Source organism: Sphingobium baderi (genome assembly GCF_001456115.1).
Lineage (GTDB): Bacteria > Pseudomonadota > Alphaproteobacteria > Sphingomonadales > Sphingomonadaceae > Sphingobium > Sphingobium baderi_A.
In genome coordinates this window covers 2455629-2477786 of record NZ_CP013264.1, presented here as the reverse complement: position 1 = coordinate 2477786, position 22158 = coordinate 2455629, and the positions used below count along the sequence as shown (strand labels likewise).

General features: G+C 63.5%; 19 protein-coding genes. 16 read left to right on the top strand and 3 right to left on the bottom strand.

What is annotated here, in order from left to right:
• Nucleotides 1-32: 32 nt before the first annotated feature.
• The 3 genes from ATN00_RS12170 (at nt 33) to ATN00_RS12160 (ending at nt 3109) form a co-directional block, all read left to right on the top strand.
• Complete coding sequence (locus ATN00_RS12170) at nt 33-368, top strand: DUF736 domain-containing protein (protein WP_062064930.1); 336 nt, start codon at nt 33-35, stop codon at nt 366-368.
• An 82-nt stretch (nt 369-450) separates the two neighbouring features.
• Nucleotides 451-1101 (top strand): lytic transglycosylase domain-containing protein, encoded by a 651-nt coding sequence (locus ATN00_RS12165; protein WP_062068736.1) that lies wholly within the window; start codon nt 451-453, stop codon nt 1099-1101.
• A 253-nt stretch (nt 1102-1354) separates the two neighbouring features.
• Complete coding sequence (locus ATN00_RS12160) at nt 1355-3109, top strand: relaxase/mobilization nuclease domain-containing protein (protein ID WP_062064928.1); 1755 nt, start codon at nt 1355-1357, stop codon at nt 3107-3109.
• A 438-nt stretch (nt 3110-3547) separates the two neighbouring features.
• Here ATN00_RS12160 and ATN00_RS12155 read toward each other — a convergent pair whose 3' ends face one another.
• The 3 genes from ATN00_RS12155 to ATN00_RS12145 are packed head-to-tail and all read right to left on the bottom strand — an operon-like array spanning nt 3548 to nt 6728.
• Nucleotides 3548-4441: a DUF1259 domain-containing protein gene (locus ATN00_RS12155; protein WP_062064926.1), complete on the bottom strand. Its 894-nt coding sequence runs from the start codon at nt 4439-4441 to the stop codon at nt 3548-3550.
• Nucleotides 4442-4464: 23 nt separating this feature from the next.
• Nucleotides 4465-5856 (bottom strand): chromate efflux transporter, encoded by a 1392-nt coding sequence (gene chrA / locus ATN00_RS12150; protein ID WP_062068734.1) that lies wholly within the window; start codon nt 5854-5856, stop codon nt 4465-4467.
• A 17-nt stretch (nt 5857-5873) separates the two neighbouring features.
• Nucleotides 5874-6728, bottom strand: coding sequence for a chromate resistance protein ChrB domain-containing protein (locus tag ATN00_RS12145; RefSeq protein ID WP_062064925.1), 855 nt, complete (start codon nt 6726-6728; stop codon nt 5874-5876).
• Nucleotides 6729-7056: 328 nt separating this feature from the next.
• Here ATN00_RS12145 and ATN00_RS12140 point away from each other — a divergent pair, with 328 nt between their 5' ends.
• The 13 genes from ATN00_RS12140 to ATN00_RS12075 all read left to right on the top strand — a co-directional run bounded on the left by ATN00_RS12140 (nt 7057) and on the right by ATN00_RS12075 (nt 22152).
• Nucleotides 7057-7398, top strand: coding sequence for a hypothetical protein (locus ATN00_RS12140; RefSeq protein WP_156415275.1), 342 nt, complete (start codon nt 7057-7059; stop codon nt 7396-7398).
• A gap of 59 nt (nt 7399-7457) precedes the next feature.
• Entirely contained in the window at nt 7458-8738 is a 1281-nt protein-coding gene (locus tag ATN00_RS12135; RefSeq protein ID WP_062064921.1) for a TolC family protein, read from the top strand.
• Nucleotides 8738-9991 carry an HlyD family efflux transporter periplasmic adaptor subunit gene (locus ATN00_RS12130; RefSeq protein ID WP_062064919.1) on the top strand — a complete coding sequence of 418 codons (1254 nt, stop codon included), beginning with the start codon at nt 8738-8740 and terminating at the stop codon, nt 9989-9991. Before ATN00_RS12135 ends, ATN00_RS12130 begins: the two co-directional genes overlap by 1 nt.
• Nucleotides 9981-13187, top strand: coding sequence for an efflux RND transporter permease subunit (locus ATN00_RS12125; protein ID WP_062064918.1), 3207 nt, complete (start codon nt 9981-9983; stop codon nt 13185-13187). The genes ATN00_RS12130 and ATN00_RS12125 overlap by 11 nt, the downstream gene beginning before the upstream one ends.
• Nucleotides 13188-13247: 60 nt before the next feature.
• Nucleotides 13248-13970: a HupE/UreJ family protein gene (locus ATN00_RS12120; protein WP_062064916.1), complete on the top strand. Its 723-nt coding sequence runs from the start codon at nt 13248-13250 to the stop codon at nt 13968-13970.
• 15 nt (nt 13971-13985) lie between these two features.
• Complete coding sequence (locus ATN00_RS12115) at nt 13986-14633, top strand: hypothetical protein (protein ID WP_062064914.1); 648 nt, start codon at nt 13986-13988, stop codon at nt 14631-14633.
• Between the two features lie 80 nt (nt 14634-14713).
• Nucleotides 14714-15184 (top strand): YqaA family protein, encoded by a 471-nt coding sequence (locus ATN00_RS12110; protein WP_231746270.1) that lies wholly within the window; start codon nt 14714-14716, stop codon nt 15182-15184.
• A 37-nt stretch (nt 15185-15221) separates the two neighbouring features.
• Complete coding sequence (locus tag ATN00_RS12105; protein WP_062064912.1) at nt 15222-16556, top strand: MFS transporter; 1335 nt, start codon at nt 15222-15224, stop codon at nt 16554-16556.
• A gap of 1379 nt (nt 16557-17935) precedes the next feature.
• On the top strand, nt 17936-19933 hold the full coding sequence (locus tag ATN00_RS12095) for a conjugal transfer protein TraG (protein WP_062064909.1): 1998 nt from the start codon (nt 17936-17938) through the stop codon (nt 19931-19933).
• A 17-nt stretch (nt 19934-19950) separates the two neighbouring features.
• Complete coding sequence (locus ATN00_RS12090; RefSeq protein ID WP_062064906.1) at nt 19951-20388, top strand: CopG family transcriptional regulator; 438 nt, start codon at nt 19951-19953, stop codon at nt 20386-20388.
• Nucleotides 20389-20576: 188 nt separating this feature from the next.
• Nucleotides 20577-21551: a P-type conjugative transfer ATPase TrbB gene (gene trbB, locus ATN00_RS12085; protein ID WP_062064905.1), complete on the top strand. Its 975-nt coding sequence runs from the start codon at nt 20577-20579 to the stop codon at nt 21549-21551.
• The gene (locus tag ATN00_RS12080) at nt 21548-21880 is read left to right on the top strand and encodes a TrbC/VirB2 family type IV secretion system protein (protein WP_062064904.1); all 333 of its coding nucleotides are present in this window, start codon (nt 21548-21550) and stop codon (nt 21878-21880) included. Before trbB ends, ATN00_RS12080 begins: the two co-directional genes overlap by 4 nt.
• Entirely contained in the window at nt 21880-22152 is a 273-nt protein-coding gene (locus ATN00_RS12075; protein ID WP_062064902.1) for a VirB3 family type IV secretion system protein, read from the top strand. The genes ATN00_RS12080 and ATN00_RS12075 overlap by 1 nt, the downstream gene beginning before the upstream one ends.
• The last annotated feature ends 6 nt before the right edge of the window (nt 22153-22158 follow it).

Below are 22158 nucleotides of genomic sequence, written 5' to 3'. Positions count from 1 at the left end.
GCCTTCACCCCGCCAAGCAAAGGAGACTGGCAATGCAACCCAATATCTTCAAACCCACCGATGATGGCTATACGGGCCGCATCCGGTTGTTCGGCATCGACGAGGTTGTCGCCCTCGTTCCCGCCGAGCCGAGCGAAGCCGAGAAAGCGCCTGATTTTCGAGTGCTGCTCGACAATGAACACGGCCCCAGGGTCGGCGCCGCGTGGAAGGATGTCGGCGAACGCGCGGGCGACTATGTCTCGCTGGAGATCGAGAGTCCGCTGTTCGCGGGCCAAAATCTGCGCGTCCATTTGTTCCGCGCCGACGACGAAGGCACGACCTTCCGTCTGTCGATAAGCCGCCCGCGTGTCCGCGAAGAACGGAGCTGATCCGGTGCGCCCGCGCTGCTGGAAATCGCACCGCCGGGCGGTGTCGCTGGCGTTGCTCGCCTGTCTTGCGAGCGCGCCGGCGATGGCCAGTGCGCGTGATGAACCCGAAGTAGCAGAGTCGGCATCGACCGTGTCGCCGATTGCCGCCCACGTCGCCGAGGCATCGCGCCGCTTCGCTATCCCGGAACGCTGGATATGGGCCGTCATGCGCGTCGAGAGCGCGGGCGACGTGAACGCGATTTCGCACGCCGGCGCCATGGGCCTGATGCAGATCATGCCGGGCACCTGGGCCGAACTTCGCACGCGCTATCGCCTTGGCCGCAACCCCTACGACCCGCGCGACAACATCATTGCGGGCACCGCCTATCTGCGCGAATTGCTTGACCGCTACGCCAATCCGACTGCGATGCTGGCCGCCTATAATGCCGGTCCCGGTCGCTATGATGAGCATCTGGCGACCGGTCGGGTGCTGCCGCGAGAGACGCGCGCCTATCTCGCCATGCTCGCGCCGATGGTCGGCGGAGCGCCTGCTCGCGCTGTCGCCAGCGCGCCCGCCGATGCGCTCGCCTGGACCCACGCGCCGCTCTTTTCGCGTCCGGCAAGCGTTGAATCCGGTGCATCACTGGCGATCCGCGACGCGCAGCACGATGACGTCGCGGCGGAGTCCGACGCAGCACTGTCCGGCGACCACGACCGCCTGTTCGTCCCTCTTTCCGGTCAGGAACCGTCATGATGCAGTGCGTCGCAATATCGCGCAGGCACGGGCGCAATAGCGTTCTGTATCGTGTAAACTGCTGTGGAGGCAGGGAAAGGAAGGGAGCACGGCAAGATAAAAGGACCGCCAGCAGGCTCGGTCCATATGGTTGGTTTGACTGGGTTTTTGCGTATGGCTCCCGGAGCGGTCTGCCAGCTTGTTTTGGCAAAACTGCCGATATAGCCGTCGGCCCGCGTCTGGCACGATCTTTCCCCGCTGGATTTTGCCTCCCATGAGCAGTCACGACGACGACTTTCAGGTCAGGCCGGGACGCTCCCGCGATGGCGGGACAAAGGGCCGGCAGGCGAAGTCGCTCGTCGGCCAGGTCATGCGCGCTGCCAACAAGGGCGGTCGCGGCGGTCGCGCTTATGGTCATCGCCGAAGTGGGGGTGGCGTATCCCGGTTCGGGCGCGGCATGGTGACCGCCCCGCGTCGCGCGCGCCAGGCATCGGATCGGCGCGTCGTCGTCAAGATGCGGATCGTTCGGCATCAGGGCGCCAAATTTCGGGCAGCGCCGCTTGCGAGGCACACCAGCTATCTCGAACGGGAGGGCGTCACCCGCGACGGCGCGCCGGGCCGGCTGTTCGATGCGATTGGCGATCAGGCCGACGGGAATGACTTCGCGGATCGCTGCAACGACGATCGGCACCATTTTCGCTTCATCGTTTCGCCGGAAGACGCCGGGGAGATGGAGGATCTGCGAGCCTTCACTCGTGAGCTGATGGCGGACGCGCAGCGCGACCTCAGCACTACGCTCGACTGGGTCGCGGTCGATCACTGGAATACCGACAATCCGCACATCCATGTTCTCGTCCGCGGCCGGGCCGATGATGGCGGCGACCTTGTCATTCGGCGCGACTATGTGCGCGAGGGTTTTCGCCAGCGCGCCGAAGATCGGGTGACACTGGAACTCGGGCCGCGAAGCCAGCGCGAGATACAGGCGGTGCTCGCCCGCGATGTTCAGGCCGATCGCTGGACCGGCCTCGATCGAACACTGAGGGATATCGCCGACCGTCATGGCGGCATTGTCGATCTGCGCCCCGGTCCAGATGGACGCGGACCTGAGAACCGGCACCTTCTGGTCGGCCGCGCGCAGAAGCTGGAGGCGATGGGTCTGGCCGATTCACTCGGGCCCGCGGCCTGGACCATCAAGCCAGGTCTGGAAGACAAGCTGCGCGATCTCGGCACTCGCGGCGATATCATCAAAACGATGCACAAGGCGATGACGAAAGACACGCCGCACCCGGACGTGTCGCGTTTTGCAATCCATCGCACGGCTCCGGCCGATCCGGTCGTGGGCCGTCTGGTCGATCGTGGACTCTATGATGAACTCAAAGGCAGCGCCTATGCCGTCGTCGACGGCATTGATGGCCGCACCCATCATCTGCGGTTCAACGACATCGAAATGACGGGAGATGCAAAGCCGGGGGCGATCGTCGAGCTTCGCGCCTGGGAGGATGCCAGGGGGCAGCAGCGCCATTCGCTCGCGACCCGGTCCGACCTTTCGCTTGGCGAGCAGATCACATCCGATGGCGCGACCTGGCTCGATCGCAACCTCGTCGCCCGCGAGCCGCCCATTCTGGGCGGTGGCTTTGGCGCGGAAGTGGCCGCGGCAATGGAGGCCCGATGCGATCACCTTGAACGCGATGGCCTCGCGCAACGCAGGGGGCAGCGCATCATCTTCGTCCGCGCGCTGATCGGGACGCTGAAGTCTCGTGAGATGCAGCAGGCGCAGGCGAATATCGCCGCCCAGACAGGTCTCGCGCCACAGCAGGCAACGTCCGGCGATCAAGTCGCGGGTGTCTATCGCCAGCGCGTCACGTTGGCCTCAGGCCGGTTTGCCATGATTGACAATGGGCTGGGTTTCCAGCTTGTCCCCTGGCGGCCGGCGCTCGAGCAGCATATCGGTCGCCATGTCTCCGGTACAATGACGCCGGGTGGCGGCGTGGATTGGTCGTTTGGAAAACAGCGCGGACTCGGATTGTAATCAAAGGACAGTTTCACCGACTAAGCGGTCGTTCCCTCCCATGAGTCAGTCGTCTGAACTTGTCGTAGGTTCAGGAAGTTTTTGCCGTTGCGCCACCAGCGGGTTTGATGATCGCATGGGAACACCTACGGAGTTTGATGTAGGCAAAACGCTTTTCTACGATCATCAAACGGCCGGACGGCTGATGGCAAAAATTAGTTAGTTGATGCCTTGCGCAGGCTATGCTTTCGCTGTCCCGCACCTTCACGCTGTAGCCATCTCGTACCCATGAAGGCGTCGACCTGGGTCATACATGGTTCTCCTTGCGAATAACTGGCTCGGCGCAATCATATCGAGCATCACTTGGAGGAATTGGTTGGGCCGTTGCCCAAGGCTACACGCGACGAACTGGCGAAGCTCGGCGAATTGGCCAAATATCTTTGATGTTCATCGCATCGCTTATTGCCTGGTGATCGCCACATGGCCGAGCGCCGCCGCCAAGCCACGGGCGAGCTTCTGCGCATCGTCATTGGCCCAGAAATGCATGAAGAACAGGCGCGGCTCATCATCGAGCATGTGGTTATGCAGAGCCGTCACCTCGATGCCGTTCTCGCGCAGTGTCTTGAGAACCGGGTTAACTTCGGCGGCCGTAAGCACGAAATCGCCGGTGATCGCCGCCTTGCCCCCGCCGGTCGGCTGGAAGTTGATCGCGATCGCCGCACCCATCGCTGGTGGCAGCGCCATGCCTCCATCGCGCGGCGTCTCGGCGCGGGGGATACCGAAGGCATAGACGCCGCCCCCGATCTTGCCCTTGTGGCCAAGGAGGCGGTCAAGCGCGGCGGTGTCGAAATCAAGTGTCTCCGGCGCTGCCGGGTTGGTTGCTGGCGCTAGCGAAAGCGGCGTTCCGCTCAGTGCCAGCGCATCATGCACTGTCTTGGCCAACTGGGCTGGATCACCGTGCCCGGCGATATGCATATACATGGTGTGCGGTGTGTTTCGCAGAAGATGATTGTGGAGCGCGGTGATCTCGATCCCGCCGGCAATCAGCTTCGCCATTACGGGATTAACCTCGGTATCGGTGAGCACCAGGTCTCCCATGACCATCACCTGATTCTGGCCATGTCCAACAAAGGCGAGCCACGAGCCGAGCGCGAGCGCCGGCTTCAGCATCACGCCGTCCAGCGTCACTTTAAGATCGCTGCGCGGCAAGCCAATGCGATAGACCCCGTCGGGCATTTCAGTGCCGGTCTTGCCGATCGCAGTGCTGACCGTTTGTTCCCAAGGCTCCGCCGCGTGAACGGGCGAGACCATGCCGAGAATCCCGGCGAGGCCGAATACAACCAAACCCTTCATCTCGATCTCCTTTCGACAGGACTTCAACCGATTACCCCGGACAGATAGAGCAGGACGCCGGCTGCCGACGTGGCCACCAGCGTCGGAATCATGCCGGCCTTGAAACGGAATACAGCGATCGCCGCCGCAGCCGCCAATACCAGTGCTGGAATGTAGAGAGAGGCCACCATCGGTGCCTCGAAGACGAGTCCGGCGAACCGGATCTCGCGCACATCACGAAACAGCGTGTGAAACGCGAACCATAACGCGAGATTGAGAATCACGCCGACAACCGCCGCGGTGATCGCGCCGAGCGCGGCCGACAGCGCCCGGTTTCCGCGCAGCCGCTCCACGAACGGCGCCCCAGCGAAAATCCACAAAAAGCAGGGCATGAACGTCACCCAGGTCGTGAGAGCCGCGCCGAGGGTTGCGGCGACCAGCGGCGGCAGCCCGGTCGCCTGGCGGAATGCAGCCAGGAAACCGACGAACTGCGTCACCATGATGAGCGGCCCCGGCGTCGTCTCGGCAAGGCCCAGGCCATCGAGCATTTCGCCCGGCCTCAGCCAGCCGTAGGTATTGACCGCCTCCTGCGCGACATAGGCGAGCACGGCATACGCGCCACCGAAAGTCACGACTGCCATCTGGCTGAAGAAGGTTGCAATGCGCGTGAACACGTCATCGGGGCCAAGCAGAAGCAGCAAGGCCGCGACCGGCGCCAGCCAGAGGAACAGAAACACACCTGATATCTTGAGCGACCAGACCAGATTGGGGCGGGCATGATCGGGCAGACCTTCACCGAGCGCGGTATCGCGGTCGTGGATCACCTCGCCGGCAGCCGGACCGTGCCCGCCACCGCCCCTGAACGCCGCGATCCCGCTGCGTCCGCCGATATAGCCGATGATGCCGGCGGCCAGGATGATGAGTGGAAACGGCGCGTCGAAGAAGAAGATCGCAATGAACGCCGCCGCCGCGATACCACGCATCACGCCGTTCTTCAGCGCGCGTGATCCCACACGCACCACGGCCTGAATCACAACCGCCAGGACCGCTGCCTTGAGGCCAAAGAACAGGCCAGCGATCACCGGCGCGTGACCAAGCAAGACGTAAAGATAACTGAGAGCCAGAATGGAGAGAAAGCCGGGGAGCACGAACAGGGCTCCCGCGACGAGGCCACCCTTCGTCTTGTGGAGAAGCCAGCCGATATAGGCTGCTAGCTGCTGCGCCTCGGGGCCGGGCAGCAACATGCAATAGTTAAGGGCGTGCAGGAACCGCTCCTCCCCGATCCAGCGTTTCTCCTCGACCAGAATGCGGTGCATCACCGCGATCTGGCCGACAGGTCCGCCGAAGCTCAGTGCTGCGATGCGTGCCCAGACGCGGACCGCCTCACTGAAGGGGATGCCATGATCCTTCGGGGGGGCCCCGACACTTGCGGTCATTTCCGTCACCGCGCCGCTCACCGCCGCACCTTGCCTTTGGCGCGCGCCTTGGCGGGCTGGTGAGAGACCCAGTTGTGGGTCTCGTCGGTCGCATCGCGGCACCAGCGGAAAAAGGCATCATAGAGCAGCATCCCGGCTTCGAGCTGTTCCTGATCGTCGTTGAACATGCGCGACAGGCCGAGCGATGCGGCCAGCAGGCCCGCCGCTTCCGGCACGAGATCGGGGCGACCCGTATCGGCCCCGCGCACGATCGGCGCGAGGCGCGTTAGCGGCCCATAGCCGCCAAGGCCGAACGCTTCGACCATCACGTCGAAGGTGCAGGCGTCGCCGCGATGGCTCCAGAGGATATTTTCGCCTTCGATATCGAAGGGCGCGGCGGCGAAGCGTTCGGCGACGCCTTCGACTTCAGAGGGTGGGACGAACAGGAAGATAGCCCGCGGATCGACGAAGCGGCGGATCAGCCAGGGGCAGGCGATCCGGTCCACTTTTGGCCGACCACGCGTCACCCAGATCGTGCGGCCTTCCCTATCACGCGAAGGCAGGACGGTTTCCGGCACCATCGGCAGGCCGGCAGCAGCCCAACCGGCAACGCCGTCTTCGAGCGCCTCCGCCGAAACCCCCTCATGGCGCAGGCGCGCTGCGACGCCCTGGCTGAGCGAGCCACCGTCACGGCAGGCGATCACGGCAGAGCGGCCGCGAAATGCCGCCGCCCACGTCGCGACGTCGGTCGCGGATCGCCGCAATGTTCCGGGGACGAGAAGTGGTTCGGCCGCGAACGCGTCATCCGGCCGGACATCAACGAGCACTGGTCCGGTCGGGATACCGATCAGGCGAGCGAACTTATCCGAAGAGATCGTATTCAAAACAGGCATGATGCGTCCTTCCAAGAAGCAGGACGCGATTCTTCAGCCTGTCGCCTCGTGGGGAGATCGCGTTCCCCATGCCCGACAATAGATCGCCTGCGCCAGATCGAGTCAATCGCAAAAGAACATGCCCTACCGCCCACGCAGTGGATTGCTCTGGCTGCGAAAGGCTTGATCGGCGCGATCCGCGCACCGAAAATACTACGATGCATGATGCTTGTGCGCTTCCGGCTAACTCTATAGCTAGACGTCTGTGGCTCGCCTGATTCAGTTTCCGCCATTTCGGCTCTGCTCGATGCTGTGCATCGCGCTGACGCTCGTCTTTGCGGGTGCGGGCATGACCAGCATCGTCGATCGCTTTCAACATCAAACTGGTGTGAGCGCCGATCACGAACATCTGCCGCTCAGCATTATCGCCTCCGACATGAGCGATCATGGTGATGGGCATTCGGATACTACGAACCCGGATGATACCGGAAGCGTGCCCAATCATCAGTCCGGTGCTGGGCATCACCATCATGGCGATGCGGGATCGTCGTTGCCGGCTCTTGCATCGCAGGGCGATTCTGGGCTTTTCCAGGCATCATTGTCTCAGCCTCTTACGGCTGACGACCGATTGCCTGATATCCTGATTTACGGGCCTGAACGGCCGCCTAAAAACATCGCAAATCGCATCTAGAACCGCCGCGTCGAATTAGGCGCGGCTTATGCCACGCCTGTTCGTGAGGCCGATTTGTCATGTTTTCAGTTATCGTTGCGCGCCCGTCGGCGCGTTTGCGGCGCGCGCTTGCGATAAGCGCGGCGTTCGCGGCCCTGTCCGCTCCATCCATCGGAGCGGCGCAGGAACTTAGCCTATCCGACGCTCTGTCGAAGGTCGCCACTGGCGACCCCACGGTGGCGGTAAATGCGGCCCGCCTCCAGGCGGCTGAGGCCGCTGTTACTCAGGCCGATGTGCGACCGCGCGATGTCATCGGCGTTGACGCCGAGGATTTCGCGGGCACCGGCCCCTATTCGCCCATCGAACGGTCACAGACGACCGCATGGTATGAGCGGACCTGGGAACGGGGCGGCAAGCGGGAAGCCCGCATTGGCGCAGCCCGCTCGGAGATCGGTGTCGCTTCGACACGCAATCGCCTGCGGATGCTGGACTTGCTGGCACAGGTCCAGGCCACATGGGTCGAAGCCCAGGTAGCGGAAGCCGAAATCTCCATCGCGGAGCAACGACAGGCCGCAGCCCTGCGCGTTGAGGCGGAGGTAGGGCGCCGCGTCGGGCGCGCGCTCGATCCGCTGTTTTCCGCTGAACGCGCCCGGACAGCCGTGGCGCAAGCGCGGATCGCTCTCGATCAGGCGCGCGAAAGAGCACGAATTGCCCGTGCCGCGCTGGCCTCATATTGGGGGGGAACCGCCGACTACAGCCTCGATGACGCAGCTTTCGCCACGTTCACGGCGACGCCAGCGGATGCCGAGAACAGCCCTGACCTCGCACTGCTCAGCGCCGAACGGGACGCCGCCGGGGCACGAATTCGGCTTGCTGAAACGGGTAATGTCAGTGATCCGACTGCCCGCGTTGGCGTCCGTCATTTTGGTCAGGGCAACGATGTCGCGATCATGATCGGCGGATTCATTCCGCTGGGTAGCCGCACAGCCAATCGCGGCAATGTCCTGCGCGCCAACGCCGAGGCCCAGGCGGCCGAAGCAGAGATCGCCGTCACGCGCGTCCAGATCGAACGAGAGGTCAACCGCCTCGTTGCCGAGCGAGCCACGATCGTTGCCGAGATCACCCGAATAGATCGAGAGGTGCTGCCAAGCGCTCAGCGTGCGGTGACGCTCGTTCGTGACGGCTTCGCGCGTGGCGGCACCGCCTTCACCTTTCTCGAAGTGAACCAGACCCAGCAGGCGCTGTTCGACGCGCGCTCCCGCCGTGTTGAGCTGCTGCGCAGCTTCCACCTCGCGGGTGCTCGCCTCGACCGGCTGACCGGCCGCCATGTTTCCCTGCTTTCCAATGCGGAGAACCGCTGATGAAACGATCCTTCCTTTTCGCAAGCTCGCTGCTCGCGCTTTCCCTGCTCGCTGGATGCGGCGAATCCAATACCACCAACGAGGCCGCCGAACCCACGGCTGCGGCCGCTGCGGCCGACGACTATGAACGCGGGCCGCATCGCGGGCGAATGCTGCGCGATGGCGATTTCGCGGTCGAGATCACCATCTTCGAGGATGGCGTCGAGCCGGAATATCGGCTCTATCCCTACCGGGACGGTAAACCGCTTTCACCGAGCGAAGTCCGGCTCACACTTGAGCAGAAGCGTCTTGGCGGCAAGGTGGATCGTTTCGCTTTCCAGCCGCAGGAAGATTTCCTGCGCGGCAATGGCGTCGTCACTGAACCGCACTCCTTCGATGTGAAGGTTCGCGCTGTCGAAGGCGGGCGAACACACAACTGGTCCTATGCTTCCTATGAGGGCCGCACGACGATTTCGGCCGAGGCTGCGCGGGCCGGAGGCGTGCAGACCGAGCGTGCGGGTTCCGCCAGTGTAGCTGAGCTAATCGACATGGCCGGCAGGATTGAAACCACGCCGGAAGGTCGGGCCGAGGTGCGAGCGCGCCTGCCCGGACAAATAGTGTCGATGTCGGGCCAGTTGGGACAAGCGATCCAACGCGGACAAACCCTGTTCCGGGTTGAATCCAGTCATTCGCTACAAACCTACACGGTGTCCGCTCCGATCAGCGGCGTCATCGTCGAAAAGAACGCGAATGTCGGCGATACCACCGGCGATCGAGCAATATTCGTGATCGCCGATCCCACAAAACTTCATGCCGAGTTCTTCGTGTATCCGCGCGACGCGGAACGCGTCCGCGTTGGGCAAAGCGTGCGCGTGCGCAACCTTGCTGGCGACAACAGCTTTCAGGGCAAGGTGGAAGCGGTGCTGCCAACGGCGGACGCGGCCAGCCAGACGGTCATGGCGCATGTCGACGTGCCGGCGTCCCTCAGTCGCGGTTTCCGGCCTGGAATGGGGATCGAGGGATCGTTTGCCGTTGCCGAGGCGCAGGTGCCCCTTGCGGTTCGGACGAAAGCTATCCAGCGCTTCCGCGATTTCGAGGTGGTCTATGCCAAGGTCGGCAACACCTATGAAGTGCGAATGCTGGAGATCGGGCGGCGCACGCCCGAATGGACCGAGGTGCTGGGCGGCCTTGAGCCGGGCACCGAATATGTAACCGATGGCGCTTTCCTGATCCGTGCCGACATCGACAAGTCGGGGGCCAGCCATGACCATTGAGAACGAAACGCCCGTGCGTTCCGAGCTTCTCGAACTCCTCATTTCGGGCGCGATCCGCTTTCGCTGGGCGGTGCTCGCCATCGTCCTTCTACTGTGCGGCATCGGCGTCTGGGCCTTTCAGCGGCTGCCGATCGACGCGACGCCCGACATCACCAACGTCCAGGTGCAGATCAACAGCGAGGCGACCGGCTTCTCGCCGCTCGAATCAGAGCAGCGCGTGACCTTTCCGGTCGAGACGGCGATCGCCGGCCTGCCGGGCCTCCAATATACCCGCTCGGTGTCACGCTACGGTCTCTCCCAGGTGACGGCGGTGTTCGAGGATGGCACCGACATCTATTTCGCCCGCCAACTCATCAACGAGCGGCTCCAGACCGCGCGCGACCAGCTTCCCCAAGGCGTTATCCCGGAAATGGGACCGATCGCGACCGGGCTGGGCGAAATCTTCATGTATACGCTCGAAGCGGCGCCGAACGCCCGCAAGGCCGATGGCAGCCGTTACACGCCAGAGGATTTGCGCACGCTTCAGGATTGGGTGATCCGGCCGCAACTCCGCAACACGCCCGGCGTCACCGAGGTCAACAGTATCGGCGGCTATGAGCGGCAATATCATGTGACGCCGCTGCCCGACCGGCTCTCGGCCTATGGCCTGACGCTCAATGATGTGGTCGATGCGCTCGGCCGCAACAATGCCAATGTCGGTGCCGGCTATGTCGAACGCTATGGCGAGCAATATCTGGTCCGGGTGCCGGGTCAGGCTTCGGGCATCGACGATCTCAAGTCGATCATCGTCACCAATCGCGGCGGCGTGCCGATCCGCATCGCCGATGTGGCCGATGTTGGGATGGGCGAGGAGTTGCGGACCGGGGCTGCGACCGAGAACGGGCAGGAAGTGGTGCTGGGCACCGTGTTCATGCTGGCCGGCGAGAACAGCCGGATCGTCGCGCGCGCGGCGGCCGCGCGGCTTGAGGAAGCGGCCAAGGCACTCCCGGCGGGTGTGAACGCAGTGGCGATCTATGACCGCACCGATCTTGTCGAACGGGCGGTCTGGACTGTCGAGAAGAACCTGCTCGAAGGCGCGCTGCTCGTCATCGTCGTGCTGTTCCTGCTGCTGGGCAATATCCGCGCGGCGCTCATCACGGCGGCGGTCATCCCGATCACCATGCTGATGACGATCACCGGGATGCTCCGCGCAGGCGTCTCGGGCAACCTCATGAGCCTGGGCGCGCTCGACTTTGGCCTCATCGTCGATGGGGCGGTCATAATCGTGGAGAACTGTCTGCGCAGATTCGGCGAGGCGCAACACCGGTTAGGGCGCCTCCTCGAACGCGAGGAACGCTTCGCTCTCACGGCGTCGGCTACGTCCGAGGTCATTCGGCCGTCCCTGTTCGGGATGCTCATCATCGCGCTGGTCTATGTGCCGATCTTCGCGCTCACCGGCGTCGAAGGGAAGATGTTCCACCCGATGGCGATCACCGTCGTCATGGCGCTCACCTTCGCGCTGATCCTGTCATTGAGCTTCGTGCCGGCGGCGGTGGCGCTGTTCGTCACCGGCAAGGTCGAGGAGAAGGAAAGCCGCCTCATGGTCCGGGCGCGCAAACTCTATGCGCCCGCGCTCGATGCCGCCTTGCGGCTGCGGGTCGTATTCATCGCGGGTGCGGTGGCACTGGTCGCCATCGCAGGCTTTGCCGCGACGCGCATGGGATCGGAGTTCGTTCCCAATCTCGATGAGGGCGACATCGCGCTTCATGCACTGCGTATCCCCGGCACCAGCCTCAGCCAGGCGATCCAGATGCAGACCACGCTCGAAGCGCGATTGAAGCGGTTCCCCGAGGTCGAACGGATCGTCTCCAAGATCGGCACTGCCGAAGTGGCCACCGACCCGATGCCACCTTCGGTCGCCGACACCTTCATCATGCTCAAGGATCGCAGCGAATGGCCGGACCCGCGCAAACCCCGCGCGAAACTGGTCCGCGAGATGCAGGAAGCTGTCGCCGCCATCCCCGGCAATAATTATGAGTTCACCCAGCCCATCCAGATGCGGTTCAACGAACTGCTGTCGGGCGTCCGGGCCGATGTGGCGATCAAGGTGTTCGGCGATGATCTCGATCGGCTTCTGGAGGTCGGCCAGTCGATTGAAGGCGTGGTGAGCGGGATCGAGGGCGCTCAGGATGTGAGCGTCGAACAGGTGACGGGCCTGCCTGTCCTCCAGATCACGCCCGACCGGCCGGCGCTGGCGCGGCTTGGTCTCAACATCGGCGACATCCAGGATGTGGTGGCCGTCTCGATCGGCGGCCGGGAAGCCGGCCGGATATTCGAGGGCGATCGTCGCTTTCCGGTGATCGTGCGATTGCCCGAGGACATCAGGAGCAAGGCCGACGAGATCGGTAGGTTGCGGATTCCGCTGTCAGGCGATGGCGCCGATCCGCGCGGGTTTGTGCCGCTTGCCGATGTGGCCAGGGTCGAGGTGGTGATCGGCCCGAACCAGATCAGCCGCGAGGACGGTAAGCGGCGCGTGGTCGTGACTTCCAATGTCCGAGACCGCGATCTCGGTTCCTTCATCGAGGAACTGCGGCAGAAGGTCGATGCGGAGGTTGAAGTCCCGTCCGGCTATTGGGTGAGCTATGGCGGCACGTTCGAGCAATTGATCTCGGCGGCCGAACGGCTGCGCCTGGTCGTGCCCGCCGCGCTGCTGCTGATCTTCGGGCTGCTCTACGGGCTGTTCCGATCCGCAAGGGACTCCGCCATCGTCTTTTCGGGCGTGCCGCTGGCGCTGACCGGCGGCGTGGCGGCGCTGTTGATCCGGGGAATGCCGCTGTCGATCTCGGCAGGCGTCGGGTTCATCGCATTGTCGGGCGTGGCGGTGCTGAACGGCGTGGTGATGCTGAGCTTCATCCGCCAACTCCGCGCCACCGGCGGCGGTCTTGAGGACTCGATCCGCGAAGGCGCGCTTACAAGGCTGCGACCAGTGCTGATGACGGCGCTGGTGGCGAGCCTCGGCTTCGTGCCGATGGCGTTCAACGTCGGCGCGGGCGCGGAGGTTCAAAGACCGCTGGCGACAGTGGTGATCGGCGGCATCATCTCCTCGACGCTGCTGACGCTCCTTGTCCTGCCCGCGCTCTATCGCCTCGTGCACGGTCGCGAAAAGCGCGCGGAAGACGAACATCCATCCCCCGATTCGGCTCTGGCGCAAGCCTGAGTCAGCCACTCCCACGCGCCACATGCCCCCGGCGCGTGGGAGACCGGAAAGGAGTTTTTCATGAGTTTCTACGCAATCAGTTTCGAGAATGCCTTGCGAAACAGGCTAAGTCTTGCGCTCGGCCTTATCGCGCTGACATTCTGCTTCGGTTTCGAGGCCTTTGCGCATGGCGTGGCGGAAGGCGATCAGGGCTATATTCAGGAAAGCACCGGCGTCCTGTTCATGCCCTTCGTCTATCTCGGCGCCAAGCACATGGTCACGGGATACGACCATCTGCTGTTCCTGTTCGGCGTGATCTTCTTCCTCTACCGGATGAAGGACATCGGCCTTTACGTGACGCTGTTCGCGATCGGCCATTCAACGACGATGCTGTTCGGCGTCCTCACCGGGATCAGCTCCAACGCCTATGTCATCGACGCGATCATCGGCCTTTCGGTGGTTTACAAGGCGCTCGACAACCTGGGCGCATTCCAGCGCTGGTTCGGCTTCCAGCCCAACACGAAATGGGCGACGCTGATCTTCGGCTTCTTCCACGGCTTCGGTCTGGCGACCAAGATCCTTGAATTCGAGATTTCGCCGGACGGCCTGCTGCCGAACCTGATTGCGTTCAACATCGGCGTCGAGATCGGCCAGCTCCTCGCGCTTGCCACGATCCTGATTCTCATGGGCTTCTGGCGCCGGACGAGCAGTTTCCATCGCCACGCCTTCGTCGCCAACGTCGCTCTCATGACCGCCGGCTTCATCCTCGTCGGCTACCAGCTCACCGGCCTCGCGGTCGCGTAACAAGGAGTAATGCAAATGTTCAATTCCCAGATGCCCCGCCTCGAAGATTTGCCGACTTCAAAGCAACTCATCCGCTCCACGATTATCGCCGCCGCGACTGCGGGAGCGATCCTGGCCATCGTGATCCTGCCTTCCGAATATGGGGTCGATCCAACTGGCGCCGGCAAGGTTCTCGGTCTGACCGAGATGGGCGAGATCAAGATGCAACTCGCCGAGGAAGCCGCGGCCGATGCGGTCGCCGATGCCGCAGCCAGAGCGGAAAATGCGCGCGCGCTCGTTGTTCAGGCGGCCAATGGCGGTGCGCAATCGACATCGGCGCCACCAGCGGCGCCGAGCATAGTTGCCGGCCGCAACGACACGACCAGACTGACGCTGGCGCCGAACGAAGGCGCGGAGATCAAGCTGACAGCCGCAAAAGGCACGCGGATCGCGTTCGGCTGGTCGGTTGAAGGCGGGCATGTCAACTTTGACACGCACGCCGATGCACCGGGCATCTCTTACCACGGTTATGGCAAGGGCCGGGAATCGACGGGCGAGCAAGGTGAATTGGTCGCGGCGTTCGACGGCAAGCACGGCTGGTTCTGGCGTAACCGGTCCGGCGCTCCGGTCACGATCACGCTTCGCACCCAGGGCGAATATAGCGAGGTCAAGCGGGTTGTCTGACGACGCCACCTCTCGTCTGAATCGTCCCCGCCTCGCAGCGCGACTTGTGCGACGCGGCGGGGCGGCAGGCGCTTTGTCAAATGCCCCGGAGCACTCTGCTGCCAAACGTCGATTTGATGGTGCTGGGGTATCCTGGCCTTTTTCTCGCCGCGCTGGCCGCCGCGACGCTGCTGCCTGCCCAATCGGAGCTGCTATTGCTAGCGATGCTGGCCTCGGGCCGTTTCGATCCGGCGTTGCTTTTTCTCGTCGCATCCCTGGGCAATGTGCTGGGTTCGACGATCAATTGGGCGTTGGGGCGCTTCCTGGCGCATCATCGCGGCGCGCGCTGGTTTCCAGTATCGAAGACCGCGATGATAAGGGCGGAGCGGCGCTATCGGCGGTTCGGCGAGCTTTCCCTGCTGTTGTCATGGCTGCCGATCATTGGCGATCCGTTGACCTTGATCGCCGGCGTCCTGCGCACGCCGCTTTCGCGTTTTCTCCTGCTCGTCACCATCGCAAAGGTCGGACGTTACGCCGTCCTGATGGCCGCTCACGGCTATCTGACGGCATGACCAACCCGCTAAACCCCTAAGATCGAACGAGGTTCTGATGCTCTCTGTATTGGCCAACCGAACCTATCGCCACCTGTTCCTGGCGCAGATCATCGCGCTGGTCGGCACCGGCCTCGCCACGGTTGCGCTCGGCCTGCTCGCATATGACATCGCCGGGGCCGATGCGGGCGCCGTGCTCGGCACGGCAATGGCGATCAAGATGGTCGCCTATATCGGCGTCGCACCGATCGTCGGCGCTTATGCAAGCCGCTTGCCGCGCCGCAGCTTCCTCGTGGCGATGGACGTGATCCGCGGGCTGGTCGCGCTCGCGCTGCCGTTCGTGGATCAGGTGTGGCAAGTCTATGCGCTGATCTTCGTGCTGCAATCGGCATCGGCCGGGTTCACGCCGACCTTTCAGGCTACGATCCCCGACGTGTTGCCCGAGGAGAAAGACTATACTCGGGCGCTGTCGCTCTCGCGCCTCGCCTACGACATGGAGAGCCTGACCAGCCCAATGCTGGCCGCAGCCCTGCTAACGGTGATGAACTTCCACTGGTTGTTCTCGGGCACTGCGATTGGATTCGCCTGCTCGGCGCTGCTGGTGCTGACGACGGTTTTGCCGCGCTCCACCGCCGTCAAAGCCAAAGGCGGCATCTATGACAACACGACGCGCGGCGCCCGGCTTTATCTGAAGACGCCCCGGCTACGCGGGCTGCTGGCCGTCACGCTAGCGGCGGCGGCGGCGAGCGCGATGGTGATCGTCAATACGCCGGTGCTGGTGCAAGCCGCGCTCGGACTTGGCCAACGGGAGGTCGCGATCACGCTCGCCGCTTTCGGTGGCGGTTCGATGCTGGCCGCTCTGCTGCTACCGCGCCTCCTCGACCGGCTGTCCGATCGGAAAGTGATGGTCTCGGCCGCGTGCGCGATGACGGTCGCGTTGGCGGCACTGGCGTGGTCATGGCAATATCATGCCACGCCGGACTATTGGGGCGGGATCCTCGCGGGCTGGCTGGTGCTCGGCATCGCCTATTCGGCGAGCATCACGCCGGGGGGCCGCCTGTTGCGCCGCTCATCGGGCGAGGAAGACCGCCCCGCGCTGTTCGCGGCGCAATTTGCCTTGAGTCATGTCTGCTGGCTGGTCGCCTATCCGCTCGCGGGCCAGGCTGGCGCAATCGGCAACATGGGTATCGCCTTTGGCGTATCCGCCCTGCTGGCGCTGATCGGCACGGTGATCGCGTTCCGCATCTGGCCGGTTGAAGACCCCGAAATTGTGGCGCACGCTCATGACGATCTGCCGCCGGATCACCCGCATCTCGCAGAAGGGCATCCGCGCGGCCAAGCCGTCCATGCCTTCGTGATTGACGAACTGCATCCACATTGGCCGATCCGGTAAGGAGGGCATCCCGGTCTTCGACGGTATCCCCGGAAAACTACGTTCGTGAATGACTGTATCTGTCAGAAGCTGTCGTTTCTTTGCAGGTTCTCCGACGGCCGGGTCTGGATCGGCAGTTGCCGCCGACACAGCCGCCGCTCGGTGCTCGGATCTGGCTCCTTGGAACCTGCCGTTCGTTCACCCATCCGGCCCCGCGCTGCGATCCCCCAATTTCGGGACATAGCCGCCGTTGCCAAATCAGCCGTCGAATGGCGGGTTCGCCGACAGCGGCCGTCAGTCCGTGAGGCTTTGAATCGCCGCCTATTGGGACGATCCGGAACGGCACCTATCAGGAACGTAAATTGGGATGAGAGACAGAAGCAAGATGCCAGGTAGGTCCTCCACGGGATCATACAGAGATCAATGGTCGCTGGTCGGAACTGCGGACAGACTGATGGGGAACAGCGCGATTAATTTCGAGTTAAGACGCTGCCCTGCACTCCTCGCGGGGAGGAGAGACTAATGACGAATAGACTTTTTGATTCCTTGTTGATTGCCGCATCCTGCGTATTGTCTGCTCCTGTAGCGGCACAGGATTATTTGGGCACACACTTGGATACGGTCCGGGAAGAGGCTATGCGCCGGCATCAACAAGAGCAGGCGACCGCTTCCAAATCGTCTACCTCCGACAAGCGGTACGACCCGCCGATTTCTGGCCAGGCCCGCCACAGAGCAATGAGGCGCCATCACCGCGAGTATGGTCGTATCATGAAAGCTCGCGGATATCGCGCGGCGGACCAATGGTTGGCGGACCAAGTAGCCGCGGGACGCTGAACCACACTCATGGCATCGACCTGAGCGACACGGCTGGCCCGATGGTTTGCCGCCTTCTCGCAGATTCTGTGCCGGTATGAAGGGCGAACGGTGCCAACCACGAGACTCGGTTCTGCGCTCGCCTCCACTACTGATCCGGCAGAGGTCATCCCGGTGGAAGTCCGCGTGGCAGAGCTGCTCGATTTCTAACAGCGTTGGCCGCAAAGTTCGAAACCTATTACACCTGCCGCAGCAGAAAGCTCAGCCTCAGCGGGCGAACCTGCCGCAAAACGCGCATGGCGACGACACAGGAAAACTAACGGCGGAAAAGCAATTGCTTGCAGGAGCGGGGAATTGCGATCCGAGCGACCGGCTTTGATCGGAAGCGGAAGCCAATACCGAGGCATCCGAATGTCCACTGTGCATCTTCTGGCCATTTACAGCTGCCGTTCCGGTCAGTCCCACGTCTACGCCATGGTTTCTATTTACGCGACGCCCTTTCTATTACTTCGCCATCCTTTTCTAAGGCATTGTAATTCCACATTTCAAGTCCCGACTTTCTGGCTTTTGGCCGGAAAGGAAAGGACGTGTCCGCGACCAAGATCCTCTGGGGTCAGATACTCGCTGTCTTCTCGATCGTGCTGGTGTCGGTCTGGTCCGCGACGCAATGGACCGCCGCTGCCCTTGCTCATCAGCCCCAACTCGGATCGCCCTGGTTCACCATAGGCGACTGGCCTGTCTATCCGCCACCCGCCTTCTTCTGGTGGTGGTTTTCCTTCGATGCCTATGCGCCCAAAACCTTCCTGCACGGCGCCTATATCGCCGTATCGGGCGGGTTCATCTCGATCGCCGTCGCCATCGGAATGTCGGTGTGGCGCGCGCGCGAACTCAAAAACGCCGAGACCTATGGGTCCGCGCGCTGGGCGACCGAGAAGGAGGCGCGCGCAGCCGGGCTGCTCGGCGAAGACGGGGTGATCCTCGGAAAGCTGGGAACCGACTATCTGCGCCACGATGGGCCGGAGCATATTCTTTGTTTCGCGCCGACGCGGTCGGGCAAAGGCGTCGGGCTGGTCGTACCCAGTCTGCTGACCTGGCCGGGTAGCTGCATCGTCCACGACATCAAGGGCGAGAACTGGGGGCTGACCGCGGGTTTCCGCCGCCGCTTCGGCAAGGTGCTGCTGTTCGACCCGACCAATGCGGCAAGCGCGGCCTACAACCCGTTGCTCGAAGTGCGCCGGGGCGAATGGGAAGTCCGCGACGTTCAGAATATCGCCGACATATTGGTCGATCCCGAAGGGTCGCTGGAGAAACGCAACCATTGGGAAAAAACCAGCCATGCGCTTCTCGTCGGCGCCATTCTCCATGTTCTCTACGCCGAACCCGACAAGACGCTGGCCGGCGTCGCCAATTTCCTCAGCGATCCGGGTCGCCCCATCGAGACAACGCTGCGCGCGATGATGCTGACCCCGCATCTGGGCGAGGCCGGGGTTCACCCCGTTGTCGCCTCGGCCGCACGCGAACTGCTCAACAAGAGCGACAACGAACGCTCCGGCGTTCTCTCGACGGCCATGTCCTTCCTGGGGCTCTACCGCGATCCGGTCGTCGCGGCCGTCACCCGGCAATGCGACTGGCGCATCGCCGATCTCGTAAGCGGTCCGCATCCGGTCTCGCTCTATCTTGTCGTCCCGCCCTCAGACATCAACCGCACCAAGCCGCTGGTGCGGCTCATCCTCAATCAGATCGGACGCCGGCTGACCGAAGAACTGGCCTCGACCGCCAAACGCCAGCGCCTGCTCCTGATGCTGGACGAGTTTCCGGCGCTCGGGCGACTGGACTTCTTCGAGTCCGCGCTCGCCTTCATGGCGGGATACGGGATCAAATCCTTCCTCATCGCGCAGAGCCTCAACCAGATCGAGAAAGCCTATGGCGTCAATCACTCGATCCTCGACAACTGCCATGTGCGCGTGTCCTTCGCCACCAACGATGAACGAACCGCAAAGCGCGTGAGCGACGCGCTCGGCACCGCGACCGAAATGCGGGCGATGAAGAATTATGCCGGGCATCGGCTGTCGCCCTGGCTCGGCCATCTGATGGTCTCGCGCTCGGAAACCGCGCGTCAACTCCTGACGCCCGGCGAAATCATGCAGCTTCCGCCCGACGATGAAATCGTGATGCTGGCAGGCACGCCGCCGGTCCGAGCGAAGAAGGCGCGCTATTTCACGGACCCGCGCCTGACCCGTCGATTGCTCCCGGCGCCCAAACCCAATCGGTCGCCAAAGCCGCCACGTCCCGACGACTGGACCGGGATCGAACCACCGCCGTCCCCTGACGACAATCCCCCCAGCCAGTCCGGGGCTGCGGCACAGCCTGCGGACGCGGCGGACAGCGACAATGCCAATGCCAATATAAGGCGCGAGCCGGGATTGCCCGATCATGAAGAGATCGTGCGCGAGCAACCCGCGCCCGTGCAGGAATTCGAGTTCGATGAGCCAGACGCCAGCGCCGACGATGCCGCCGCGCAGCGTCGGATGCACCGAATTGCCCGGATCGCGAGCCTCGATCCCGATGACGGGATTCAACTCTGATGGGGAGACCATAGATCATGCGCGTCAAACGCACCTATCGGCTGCCGCCGGAACTCGCGGACCAGATCGAGGATTATGCTGCCCGCAAACGTGTGCCGCAGACCCGCATCCTCGAAGCGGCGCTCTTGTCCTTCCTGTCGCCGGATGGCCCCGAACGTCTCGAAGCCGCATTGGCCCGGCGGCTGGACCGGCTGTCGCGCCAGCTCGATCGCCTGGAGCAGAATATCACCATATCCAATGAGGCGGTCGCGCTCTTCGTTCGCTTCTGGCTGACGACCACGCCGCCCTTGCCGGACTCGGCGCAGGCCGCTGCCAAGGCGAGTGGCAATGAGCGCTATAAGGGCTTCATCGAAGCTCTGGGTCGCCGTGTTGAAACGGGATCGAGTCTGGCGCGGGAAATATCGCTCGACGTGAATTCGCAGCGAGAAAGTACCGCGTCCGGGTTCGAGGACTGATCGCGGCCTACGCCCGTCTTTCTATTGCTTCGACGTCCTACGCTAAACGCAAATTATTGTTGCGATAGCATTTTTTCTGTCTCTTCTAACTGTCCCCATGCCCACGCGCGGGCTGCACGCAGGCGCAATCAGGGGACGATCACTTGGCCACCAGTTTCAAATCGGAGAGCTTGTCTCGCGGCGCACGAATGCTTCGCACAGCGCTGGGCGCTTCGATCGCGGGCTGGCTGGCGGACCCTAAGACCGTCGAGGTGATGCTGAACCCCGATGGCCGCCTGTGGATAGATCGGCTGGGCGAAGGGCTTTCCGATACCGGCGATCGGCTCGCACCCGCGGATGGCGAGCGAATCATCCGGTTGGTTGCGCATCATGTCGGCGCGGAGGTTCATGCGGGCAGCCCGCGCGTCTCGGCGGAACTGCCGGAAAGCGGCGAGCGGTTCGAAGGCTTGCTGCCACCTGTCGTCGCGGGGCCGGCCTTTGCGATCCGCAAGCCCGCCGTCGCCGTCTTCACTCTCGATGATTATGTCGCCGACGGGATTCTGACGCGGCTGCAGGCGTCGGCGCTTCGCATCGCGGTCGCGGACAAGGCCAATATCCTTGTCGCGGGCGGCACCGGAACCGGCAAGACCACGCTCACCAATGCGCTGCTCGCCGAGATCGCCACAACCGGCGACCGGGTGGTGCTGATCGAAGATACGCGCGAATTGCAATGCAGCGCCCCCAATCTGGTGGCAATGCGGACCAAGGATGGCGTCGCCAGCCTCTCCGATCTTGTCCGCTCCTCGCTGCGCCTGCGTCCTGATCGCATCCCCATCGGTGAAGTGCGCGGCGCCGAAGCGCTCGACTTGCTGAAAGCCTGGGGGACGGGTCATCCCGGCGGCGTCGGCACGATCCACGCTGGCACCGCGATCGGCGCGCTGCGGCGCATGGAGCAGCTCATCCAGGAAGCGGTGGTGACCGTGCCACGCGCCCTGATCGCCGAGACCATCAATTTCGTCGCGGTCCTCGTCCGTGATGGCCATGGCCGCCGCCTGTCGGAACTCGCCCGCGTCGATGGGCTCAATGCCGCTGGCGAATATGCGCTGCGTCAACTTCCGGGGCCACTCGAACCCATCCGCACCGCGGCAGAACTCCCGATCCATCAGCCAGGAGAACTCGCATGACCAACGCACTTTCCCGTATGCGCAGCACGGCGAACACCGCCATCATCGGCGTCGCCGTCGCACTTGCCATGTCCAGCGCCGCGAAAGCGTCCGGCTCTTCAATGCCCTGGGAAGCGCCACTTCAGTCGATCCTCCAGTCGATCGAAGGCCCGGTCGCCAAGATCGTCGCAGTGATCATCATCATCGTCACCGGTCTGACGCTGGCGTTCGGCGACACCAATGGCGGCTTCCGGCGGCTCATCCAGATCGTCTTCGGTCTCAGCATCGCGTTCGCCGCCAGTTCCTTCTTCCTCTCTTTCTTCAGCTTCGGCGGCGGGGCCGTTATCTGATGCAGGGCAGCGGCGATGAGGTGGCGGGCTTCTATGCCCCCGTCCACCGGGCGCTCACCGAGCCCATTCTTATGGGCGGCGCCCCGCGTACACTCGCCATCGCCAATGGGACGCTGGCGGCCGCGATCGGTCTCGGCCTCCAGCTCTGGATCGCCGGCGGCGCGTTTTGGCTGGTCGGCCATCTCTCCGCCGTCTGGGCCGCGCGGCGCGACGCGCAGTTCGCCGACGTCGCCCGCCGCCATCTTCGATACCCCGCCCATTTGCGCGTGTGACGAGGA

Bases quoted from the DNA above. Each gene is read 5' to 3' on its own strand.
- ATN00_RS12120 (WP_062064916.1), top strand. From the start codon at position 13,248: ATGAGTTTCTACGCAATCAGTTTCGAGAATGCCTTGCGAAACAGGCTA.
- ATN00_RS12105 (WP_062064912.1), top strand. From the start codon at position 15,222: ATGCTCTCTGTATTGGCCAACCGAACCTATCGCCACCTGTTCCTGGCG.
- ATN00_RS12140 (WP_156415275.1), top strand. From the start codon at position 7,057: ATGACCAGCATCGTCGATCGCTTTCAACATCAAACTGGTGTGAGCGCC.
- ATN00_RS12155 (WP_062064926.1), bottom strand. From the start codon at position 4,441: ATGAAGGGTTTGGTTGTATTCGGCCTCGCCGGGATTCTCGGCATGGTC.
- ATN00_RS12145 (WP_062064925.1), bottom strand. From the start codon at position 6,728: ATGCCTGTTTTGAATACGATCTCTTCGGATAAGTTCGCTCGCCTGATC.
- chrA (WP_062068734.1), bottom strand. From the start codon at position 5,856: ATGACCGCAAGTGTCGGGGCCCCCCCGAAGGATCATGGCATCCCCTTC.
- ATN00_RS12080 (WP_062064904.1), top strand. From the start codon at position 21,548: ATGACCAACGCACTTTCCCGTATGCGCAGCACGGCGAACACCGCCATC.
- ATN00_RS12125 (WP_062064918.1), top strand. From the start codon at position 9,981: ATGACCATTGAGAACGAAACGCCCGTGCGTTCCGAGCTTCTCGAACTC.
- ATN00_RS12170 (WP_062064930.1), top strand. From the start codon at position 33: ATGCAACCCAATATCTTCAAACCCACCGATGATGGCTATACGGGCCGC.
- ATN00_RS12075 (WP_062064902.1), top strand. From the start codon at position 21,880: ATGCAGGGCAGCGGCGATGAGGTGGCGGGCTTCTATGCCCCCGTCCAC.
- ATN00_RS12090 (WP_062064906.1), top strand. From the start codon at position 19,951: ATGCGCGTCAAACGCACCTATCGGCTGCCGCCGGAACTCGCGGACCAG.
- ATN00_RS12165 (WP_062068736.1), top strand. From the start codon at position 451: ATGGCCAGTGCGCGTGATGAACCCGAAGTAGCAGAGTCGGCATCGACC.
- trbB (WP_062064905.1), top strand. From the start codon at position 20,577: ATGCTTCGCACAGCGCTGGGCGCTTCGATCGCGGGCTGGCTGGCGGAC.
- ATN00_RS12110 (WP_231746270.1), top strand. From the start codon at position 14,714: ATGCCCCGGAGCACTCTGCTGCCAAACGTCGATTTGATGGTGCTGGGG.
- ATN00_RS12160 (WP_062064928.1), top strand. From the start codon at position 1,355: ATGAGCAGTCACGACGACGACTTTCAGGTCAGGCCGGGACGCTCCCGC.
- ATN00_RS12130 (WP_062064919.1), top strand. From the start codon at position 8,738: ATGAAACGATCCTTCCTTTTCGCAAGCTCGCTGCTCGCGCTTTCCCTG.
- ATN00_RS12135 (WP_062064921.1), top strand. From the start codon at position 7,458: ATGTTTTCAGTTATCGTTGCGCGCCCGTCGGCGCGTTTGCGGCGCGCG.
- ATN00_RS12115 (WP_062064914.1), top strand. From the start codon at position 13,986: ATGTTCAATTCCCAGATGCCCCGCCTCGAAGATTTGCCGACTTCAAAG.